The organism is Streptomyces sp. NPDC054841, assembly GCF_053611045.1.
This window is the reverse complement of the sequence record NZ_JBSGZO010000395.1, coordinates 1-8,148: the sequence shown is the minus strand read 5'-3', so window position 1 is coordinate 8,148 and position 8,148 is coordinate 1. Positions and strand designations below refer to the sequence as shown.

Below are 8,148 nucleotides of genomic sequence, written 5' to 3'. Positions count from 1 at the left end.
CGTTCTCAGCGGGTCAGCTACGGACGCCTCGCTTGAAGGCGGCCTTCGCCCAGACGTAGCCGAGCAGGGCAAGCCCCGCGCACCAGGCCAGGGAGATCCAGCCGCTGTTGCCGATCTCGGTGCCCATCAGGAGGCCGCGGAGGGTCTCGTTGATCGGCGTGAAGGGCTGGTGGTCGGCGAACCAGCGCAGCCAGGACGGCATGGTCTCGGTGGGGACGACGGCGCTGCCCAGGAAGGGGAGGAGGGTGATCGGCATGGGCAGGTTGGAGGCGGACTCGACGGTCTTGGCCACCAGGCCCAGGCCGGCCGAGATCCAGGTCAGGGCGAAGGCGAGGAAGGCAAGCAGGCCGGCGGTGGCCAGCCATTCCAGGGCGGTGGCGTCGGGACGGAACCCGATGGCGAGGGCGACGCCGGTGACCACGACCGTGCCGAGGGCCGTCTGGACGAGATTGCCGAGGACATGGCCGGTGAGGAAGGAGGCGTGGGACATGGGCATGGTGCGGAAGCGGTTGACGATGCCTTCCGTCTTGTCCATGCAGATGCCGAGCGCGGCGCCGATGGAGCCGGTGGCGACGGTCATCAGGATGATCCCCGGGGCGATGTAGTCGATGTAGTCGCCCTTCAGCTGGGGGCCCTGGATTCCCGCTCCCAGTGCGCCGCCGAAGGCGTAGTTGAAGAGGAGGAGGAAGAGGACCGGCATCATGATGATGGCCACGACGACGGAGGGGTAGCGCACGGCGCGCTTCATGTTCCGGCGGAACATGGTGACGGAGTCGCGGGCGGCGTAGGTGAGGGCGCTCATCGGGAGATCTCCTGCTGCTTGTCGGAGCCGGTCAGGGTGAGGAAGACGTCGTCGAGGTCCGGGGTGTGCTGGGAGAGGGCCTCGGGGGTGATGCCGGCGCCGTCGAGGATGTCCAGGACGGCGCGGAGGGTGGGGACGGTGCCGTCGGAGGGGATCTGGAGGGTGAGTTCCTCGTCGTCCTGGGTGATGGCGGCGAAGTGGGTGGCGGCCAGCTCCAGGGCGGCGGCGTCGGCGAATTTCAGGGAGATGTGGCCGCCGGGGATGAGGCGCTTGAGTTCGTCCGCGGTGCCTTCGGCGATCAGCTTTCCGCCGTCCAGTACGGCGATACGGTCGGCCAGTTGGTCGGCCTCCTCCAGGTACTGGGTGGTGAGGAAGATCGTCACGCCGTCGTCGGCGACCAGGGAGCGGATGATCTCCCACATGGTGCGGCGGGAGCGCGGGTCCAGGCCGGTGGTGGGCTCGTCGAGGAAGATGATGCGCGGGTCGCCGACCAGGGTCATGGCGAGGTCGAGCTTGCGTCGCATACCGCCGGAGTAGGTGGTGACGGGCTTCTTGGCGGCCTCGGTGAGGTCGAAGCGGGCGAGGAGGTCGGCGGCCCGGCGGCGGCCCTCGCGGCGGGGCAGATGGTGCAGGTCCGCCATGAGCATCAGGTTCTCCTCGGCGTTGAGGAGGTTGTCGACTGCGGCGAACTGGCCGGTGACGCCGATGATCTTCCGTACGGCGTCGGGCTCGCGGCCCAGGTCGCACCCGGCCAGCTGGGCGGTCCCGGCGTCGGCGGCGATCAGCGTCGAGAGGATCTGGACGGTGGTGGTCTTACCGGCGCCGTTGGGGCCGAGCAGGGCGAAGATGCTGCCGGCCGGGATGTCGAGGTCGATACCGCGCAGGACCTGCTTGTCGCCGTAGGACTTGCTGAGGTTGGTCGCGCGGATGGAGGCGGGGGCCAGGGTGGCGGTCGCCTTGCGCTTGACTTGTGTTGTGGGCATGACAGATAGCTCCTTGGCAGAGTGGAAGGAGAGGAGAGGAGAGGGCCGGGAGAGGACCGGTGTGAGCGGCGCAGGCCGCCCTTACGGGTCAGGCGCGGCGGATGTGGATGTCGCCGACCGAAGTGCGGGCGCGGACCTCCGCGGTGTCGGTGGCGTCGCCGGGGCCCTCGGCGCCGGGGATGGAGTTGCGCAGGACGCCGACGTTGGTGTGCAGGTCGAGCCAGGCGGCGGTGGTCTCCGGGATGCCGACCTCCAGGTCGCCGGTGGCGCCGCGCAGGGTGACCTTGCCGCGGCTGATCCGGCCCACCCGGATGGGGCCGTTGGCCGCCTTGGCCTCCACGTCGGCGTGGGCCGTGCCCACGTCGATCCGGCCGTTGGAGGCGGAGACCTCCAGGGCGCCGGCGACCTCGCCCAGTTCGGTGTCGCCGTTGCCGTTCTTGACGGTGAGGGTGGAGTCGGCGCGGCCGACGGTGATCCGGCCGGCCGCGATGATCTCGCCGGCGGCGGTGGCGTGTTCGAGGTGGACGGCGCCCAGTTCGTTCCGGAGGCGGGCGGCGCCGGTCTCCACCACCCGAAGGTCGCCGACGGCGGTCTTCAGACGGCAGTCGCCGAGGCGGCCGGTGCAGTGGAAGTCGCCGACCCCGACGGTGCCCTGGAGCGCGGAGCCGGCGGGCAGGCCGATGATGACGTCGATGGCGCCCACCTTGCCGAACGGCGAGCGCTTGCGCGGTCCCTTGACCGTGAGGGTCCCGCCCGAGCAGGTCACCTTGGTCTGCGCGGCGAACTGCACGTCGATCTCGGAGTCCGGGTTGGCGGGGACCACCTCGACCTCGGTGTCGGTGCGGTCGGTGGCGATGATCCGCGCGGTACCGATCTCGAGCTCGACGACCGCGGTGATGGGTTTGGGCGTGTCGAAGGAAGGCATGGCGGTGTTCCCGTCCTGTCGTCGGAGTGGGTGAAGAAGAAGGAAGTAGTGCGGCGGGCCCCAAGTGATGCGGCGGGCCTCAGCGGACCCAGCCGGTGAAGCCCCGGCCGCCCCGGACGCGCTCCGCAGGGGGTGCGGGAGCGGGGGTGCCGGGACGGACCACGGGGTCGAGTGCGGCGGCCGTGGCACGGACCAGCCAGGCGTTGACCGAGAGGCCCTCGCGGCCGGCGGCCTCCTCCAAGCGGGCCTTGAGATGGGCCGGGAGCCGGAAGTTGATACGGGCCGAGGCGCCGTCGTCGCCCTCCGGGACGGGGGGCGGAGCGAGCGGGGCGGCCGGCCGCGGCTCGGGGTCCTGGATCGGGGCCGGGGCCGGGGCCGGAGCCGCCGGCAGGGTCACCACGAACTCCGGGTCTGCGCCGCGGAGCCTCACGTCGACCGAGCCCGGAGCCAGCTCCCGGGTCACCTCGCTCATCGCCGCCGAGAGGGCGGTGAGGAGGGTGAGACGGGTGGCCGAGTCCAGGGGCGCGGTGAGCCGCTCGGCGAGGGCTCGCGCTTCCTCGCCGCCGGTTTCGGCGGCGACGGCGAGCTCCTGGCGGAGGCGGTCGACGTACGGGGTGAGGTCCATGACGCCATCATGGCACACGTTTGGCGCCATGGGTAGCCCAGATGGCGCACGCCGAGACAGGGAGGGGGTCGGAGTGGGGGTGAATGAAGCCTGGCGCGGCGGCAGTGACGCAAGGAACGTGCAGGTCAAGTGGGCTTGAGCGGGCCCATGGCGCCACGGCGGAAAAATCTTGGCACCATGGCGCACCAAGTGGCACCAGATGGCGTCATGTGGCGCCAGATGGCGCCATGTGCTGCACCCCTGCCGGTACGGCGGCAGGGGGCGTGTCACGCCTCGCCGCGCGCCGGCGGGCCGTCGGGACCGGCTGGTGTGCGGGCGGTGGAGGTCGCGCCGGCGGGCGGGCGGCGGTGAGGATCTCGTCCGTGACCGCGGTGAGGAAGCGGCTCATGCGGTCGAGGCGCCGGCCGGGATGTCCGGGCTCGGAACCTCAAATCAAGCTCTGAACGTCTCCTCCTCCGGATTCGGCGGGGTCCGGCGGGGCCATGACCCCTGCACATGCAGAGGAGGGGGACCCATGAAGAGGCTCGACCGGCTCAACAAGCTCGGCAGGCTCGGCACCGGTATCGGCTGGCGACCGGAGATCGCGGACGCCGTGGAACGGCTGCCCGGCGTCGACTGGGTCGAGGTCGTCGCGGAGAACGTCTGCCCCGGCCACCTTCCCGCTTCTCTCATACGGCTCCTGGAACGTGGCGTCACCGTCGTCCCGCACGGGGTCTCCCTCGGGATCGGCGGGGCCGACCGGCCCGACGAGAAGCGGCTGGCGGACCTGGCGGAGCGTGCCGAGGCACTCGGGTCGCCGCTCGTCACCGAGCACATCGCCTTCGTCCGGGCCGGTGGCCCCCTCACCGCGACGCCGCGCCTGGAAGCCGGGCATCTGCTGCCCGTGCCGCGCACCCGCGACGCCCTGGACGTGCTCTGCGAGAACGTACGCATGGCCCAGGACTCCCTGCCGGTGCCGCTCGCGCTGGAGAACATCGCGGCGCTGGTCTCCTGGCCCGGGGAGGAGCTGACGGAGGGCCAGTTCCTGGCGGAGCTGGTCGAGCGGACCGGCGTACGGCTGCTCATCGACGTCGCCAATCTCCACACGAATCACGTCAACCGGGGCGAGGACCCGGTCAAGGCTCTCGACGAGCTGCCCGTCGAGGCGATCGCGTACGTCCACGTGGCAGGTGGTGTCGAGCGCGACGGCGTCTGGCACGACACGCACGCGCACCCGGTCTCCCGGCCGGTCCTCGACATCCTGGCGGAGCTGCGTTCCCGGACGGACCCGCCGGGCGTGCTGCTGGAACGCGACGACGACTTCCCGCCGGCGGCGGAGCTGGAGACGGAACTGGAGACGATCCGGGCGACGGTGGCCGCCGCCGCACCGGGTGACGGTGCGCGAGGCGATGACCGAGGCGAGGCACGGGGCGCCGCAGAGCGGGAGGCCGGCCTCCTGTCCGCGCGGGCCGAATCCACGCAGGCCGAGTCCGCGCAGGCCGAGTCCGCGCAGACGGGCCACGGGGAGGCGGGCCACGGGCAGGCCGAGTTGGCCGACGCGCCCGCGCGGGAGCGGGTCGGGCTCGCCCAGGCCGCGTTGCTGTCCGCGCTGGTCGCCGGGACGCCCGCGCCGGAGGGCTTCGATCCGCAGCGGCTCGGGGTGCAGATCCGCGCGCTCGCCGCCAAGCGGGCCGATGTCGTGGCCAAGGTCGCGCCCGAACTTCCGGAGATCCTCGGGAGCGGCTACCGGCCCGCGTTCCTGGCGTACGCCAAGTCCCGCCCCATGCGGGACGGCTACCGGCGGGACGCGCTGGACTTCGCCGAGCAGTTGCTGATCGCGGGCCGGCCGCAGGACCCGGCCGCCCGGAGGCGGCTCACCCACTGGTGGCAGGACCGGGCGGCGCCCCGCCCGCCGCGCCGTTCGGCCCGTTTCGTACGGGCGGCCCGCGCCGCCCTCGTCAGGAGGTGACCCCCGTGCTGATGAACGTACTCGCCGTGCTGGTGTATCTCGCCGTGGCCGCCTCCTCGGTCCTGCTGATCAAGGGTGTGGCGGGCATGCGCCGCGGCCCCGGCGGCCCCGTGCACGACCTGCTGGAGGCCGCGTTCCTGAACGGCGGGCCCGCACGTGTCGCCGACACCGCCCTCGCCGCGATGCAGGCGGACGGGCGCCTGGCGGTCGGCGGCCCGGGCATCGTCGCCGTCCAGCAGCCCGTCGGCCGCAACCATGTCGAGCGCGCCGTCCTGCTCGAACTCGCCGCGGCGCCGAGCGGCGCCCTGCACACGCTCCGGCTCGCCGTGATGCGCAACCCCGCGGTGCAGGAGATCGGCGACGGGCTGGCGGCACGCGGACTGATGGTTCCGCCGGGCGCGGGCCGCCCGTGGCGCGTCCGTGGCGGCTGGCAGGCGGCCGCGTCCTTCGTCATGCTGCCGTTCGCCATGGTCCTGACGATCGTGCAGTACGCGGGGCACGACGGGCTTGCTGACGCTCCCTTCCCGTTCATCGTGAAGGTGCTGCCGGCCTGCCTCGCGGGCCTGGTGATCGGGGTGGTGTGCGCCGCGCGCGCGAGCAGCAAGGTCACCCCCGCGGGCCGGCGGGCGGCCTGGGAGTACCGCGCGGCGCATGCGTACAGCACGGACGTCGGCCATCGGGTGGCGCTGGGCGGGCTGCGCGCGCTGCCCGACCCGGTGTTCCAGGCACAGCTCATGGCGGCGGCCCGGCTGGTGCGGACCGGCGGCCGGCCGGCCGGCAACAGCGGCAGCGGCAGCGGCTCATCGGATACGTACATCCCTCCCTCGGCCGTCCTGTGGTGCGCCACGTCGGGGCCCGGCTCCGGCGGGTCGGGCGGCGGGGGCTGCGGCGGCGCGAGCGGCAGCTCCTGCGGCGGGAGCAGCGGCTGCGGAAGCTCGTCGGGCGGTGGTTCCAGCTGCGGAGGCAGCTCGGGAGGCGGTTCAAGCTGCGGCGGAGGCGGGGGTTCAAGCTGCGGCGGGGGCAGTTCCGGCTGACTTCCCGCAACCGCCCACGGGATCAGCGCGGCGCCCAGTAGCGTGCGGGCCGCACGCAGGAGGCACCATGCGCACCCTCGCCCGCTTCACCCCGCTCGCCGGCACCGGACTGGTCGTCGTCGCCGTGACGGCGACCATCGCCGCGCTCGTGTTCCCCCTCTGGTCGTACGCGGACCGCGCCGGCACGCACGGGACGGCCGGCCTCACGGCCGATGCCGTGCCGACCCGCTGGGGCCCGCTGTCCGCCGCCGACCGGGACTTCATCGTCCAGGTCAGACTCGCCGGGCTGTGGGCGCTCCCGGCCGGCCAGCAGGCCGTCGGCCGGGCGCCGAGCCGCGCCGTCACCGTGGCCGGCCTTCATCTCGTCGAAGGCCACACCTATCTCGACGCCCGGGTCCGCGAGGTCGCGTCCCGGCTCACCATGGAACTGCCCAGCCAGCCCACGGACCGGCAGCGCGACTGGCTGACCGAACTGACCGACGCCCACGGCCAGGAGTACGCGGTCGGATTCGCCAACACCCTGCGCCAGGCCCATGGCACCCTCTTCACGCTGATCGCCGAGGTCCGGCACACCACCCGCAACTCCCTGGTGCGCGCCCTCGCCGACGACGCCAATACGGCCGTCCTCGACCACATCGAGTGCCTGGAGGCGACCGGACTCGTCGACTTCGACGCCATCGCCGCACAGGACGCGGGCACCGCCGCAGCGAGCCCGACCGGTCCCCCGCCGCCGGCGCCCGGCAGGACCCCGCGGCCCGCCGTCCCGGTCACCCCGTCCCCGAAGCACCTGCGGCAGCAGCCTGCCGCCGCTGCCACCCGCCGTGAGAAGGCCCCGCCCCGCCAACACGGGAGCATGACGCACGGTCGTCCGCATCCTGGAATTGCCATGGCGCGCAAGAGGTGATCTCGCGTAGAAATCCGCCATGTTCTGGGTCCTCTTCCTGCTGCTGGCGTGGGCCGCGGCGGGCCTCAGCTGCGGCCGGCTCTGTGTCGCCGCCGCCGACGCCGCCCACGACGACCACGGCCCCGGCTCCAACTCCGGCTCCGGCTCCGGCTCCGGCTCCGGCCACGACGACAGCCCCGGCCAGGGCCACGAGCACGTCCGTGACCACGAGTTGAGCCTGTACGAAGCCGCTTTCCTGGCCGGCGGCCCGCACCGCGTGGCCGAGCTGACGATGGTCGCGATGCACCGCGGGCGGCGGCTGCTCCTCGCGCACACCGGCTGGGCCACCGTCGTCGACCCGGAGGGCGAGGACGATCTGGAACGCTCGGTGATCGGTGCGATCGGCCCGGACGGTCAGTGCCGGATAGCAGCGATACGGCACGCCACGGCCGCCGACGACGCCGTACGTGCCCTCTCCGACCGGCTCGTCACGGCCGGTCTCGCCGTACCCGAGACGGTCCGGGCGGGCCTGGCAGGCGCCGTGCGGGCCGTGTGGGGCGCAACGGCGCTCACCCTGGCGCTCGCGGCCGCCTCACTGCTGACGCTCCCTCAGGAACAAGGTGAGAAGGGGCCCGTCGCGATGTGGTTCACGCTTCCGCTCGTGCTCACCCTGGGCTGTCTCGTGATCGCCCGCGTCGAGGTCCATCCGTACACCCGCTGGGCCTCCCCGGCCGGCCGACGGCTGCTGCGCGGGCTGCCCCCGCGGCCCGACGGCGAGGAACGGGCCTTCCTCACCGCGGTGGCCGTGCACGGCGTCCGCGCGCTCGACGATCCGGCGCTGCGCGCCGCGCTCGGCGACCGGCGGACGGCGCACAGGGGTCAATGACGCGACACCCGAAGAAAGGTGCTCTGCAATCGGCGGGACGCCGGTGCGGCGCGCATCGTGCG

At 73.1% G+C, this 8,148-nt stretch carries 8 protein-coding genes; 4 read left to right on the top strand and 4 right to left on the bottom strand.

The window, feature by feature from the left end; genetic code table 11:
- Positions 1–13: 13 nt before the first annotated feature.
- The 4 genes from ACWGI8_RS34345 to ACWGI8_RS34330 form a co-directional block, all read right to left on the bottom strand.
- Positions 14–802: an ABC transporter permease gene (locus ACWGI8_RS34345; RefSeq protein WP_453666998.1), complete on the bottom strand. Its 789-nt coding sequence runs from the start codon at positions 800–802 to the stop codon at positions 14–16.
- On the bottom strand, positions 799–1,785 hold the full coding sequence (locus tag ACWGI8_RS34340; protein ID WP_453666997.1) for an ATP-binding cassette domain-containing protein: 987 nt from the start codon (positions 1,783–1,785) through the stop codon (positions 799–801). The genes ACWGI8_RS34345 and ACWGI8_RS34340 overlap by 4 nt, the downstream gene beginning before the upstream one ends.
- A gap of 88 nt (positions 1,786–1,873) precedes the next feature.
- Positions 1,874–2,710, bottom strand: coding sequence for a DUF4097 family beta strand repeat-containing protein (locus ACWGI8_RS34335; protein WP_453666995.1), 837 nt, complete (start codon positions 2,708–2,710; stop codon positions 1,874–1,876).
- A gap of 79 nt (positions 2,711–2,789) precedes the next feature.
- Positions 2,790–3,335 carry a hypothetical protein gene (locus tag ACWGI8_RS34330; protein WP_453666993.1) on the bottom strand — a complete coding sequence of 182 codons (546 nt, stop codon included), beginning with the start codon at positions 3,333–3,335 and terminating at the stop codon, positions 2,790–2,792.
- Between the two features lie 514 nt (positions 3,336–3,849).
- Between ACWGI8_RS34330 and ACWGI8_RS34325 the strand changes: the two genes are divergently transcribed.
- From ACWGI8_RS34325 to ACWGI8_RS34310, 4 genes are all read left to right on the top strand, one after another.
- The gene (locus tag ACWGI8_RS34325) at positions 3,850–5,283 is read left to right on the top strand and encodes a multinuclear nonheme iron-dependent oxidase (protein WP_453666991.1); all 1,434 of its coding nucleotides are present in this window, start codon (positions 3,850–3,852) and stop codon (positions 5,281–5,283) included.
- Positions 5,284–5,294: 11 nt separating this feature from the next.
- On the top strand, positions 5,295–6,317 hold the full coding sequence (locus tag ACWGI8_RS34320; protein ID WP_453666999.1) for a TIGR04222 domain-containing membrane protein: 1,023 nt from the start codon (positions 5,295–5,297) through the stop codon (positions 6,315–6,317).
- 67 nt (positions 6,318–6,384) lie between these two features.
- Positions 6,385–7,221 (top strand): DUF4142 domain-containing protein, encoded by an 837-nt coding sequence (locus tag ACWGI8_RS34315; RefSeq protein ID WP_453666990.1) that lies wholly within the window; start codon positions 6,385–6,387, stop codon positions 7,219–7,221.
- Between the two features lie 19 nt (positions 7,222–7,240).
- Entirely contained in the window at positions 7,241–8,086 is an 846-nt protein-coding gene (locus tag ACWGI8_RS34310) for a TIGR04222 domain-containing membrane protein (protein WP_453666989.1), read from the top strand.
- Positions 8,087–8,148: the final 62 nt, after the last annotated feature.

Coding starts and splice junctions, on each gene's coding strand:
- ACWGI8_RS34345 (WP_453666998.1), bottom strand. CDS start 802: ATGAGCGCCCTCACCTACGCCGCCCGCGACTCCGTCACCATGTTCCGC.
- ACWGI8_RS34340 (WP_453666997.1), bottom strand. CDS start 1,785: ATGCCCACAACACAAGTCAAGCGCAAGGCGACCGCCACCCTGGCCCCC.
- ACWGI8_RS34335 (WP_453666995.1), bottom strand. CDS start 2,710: ATGCCTTCCTTCGACACGCCCAAACCCATCACCGCGGTCGTCGAGCTC.
- ACWGI8_RS34330 (WP_453666993.1), bottom strand. CDS start 3,335: ATGGACCTCACCCCGTACGTCGACCGCCTCCGCCAGGAGCTCGCCGTC.
- ACWGI8_RS34325 (WP_453666991.1), top strand. CDS start 3,850: ATGAAGAGGCTCGACCGGCTCAACAAGCTCGGCAGGCTCGGCACCGGT.
- ACWGI8_RS34320 (WP_453666999.1), top strand. CDS start 5,295: ATGAACGTACTCGCCGTGCTGGTGTATCTCGCCGTGGCCGCCTCCTCG.
- ACWGI8_RS34315 (WP_453666990.1), top strand. CDS start 6,385: ATGCGCACCCTCGCCCGCTTCACCCCGCTCGCCGGCACCGGACTGGTC.
- ACWGI8_RS34310 (WP_453666989.1), top strand. CDS start 7,241: ATGTTCTGGGTCCTCTTCCTGCTGCTGGCGTGGGCCGCGGCGGGCCTC.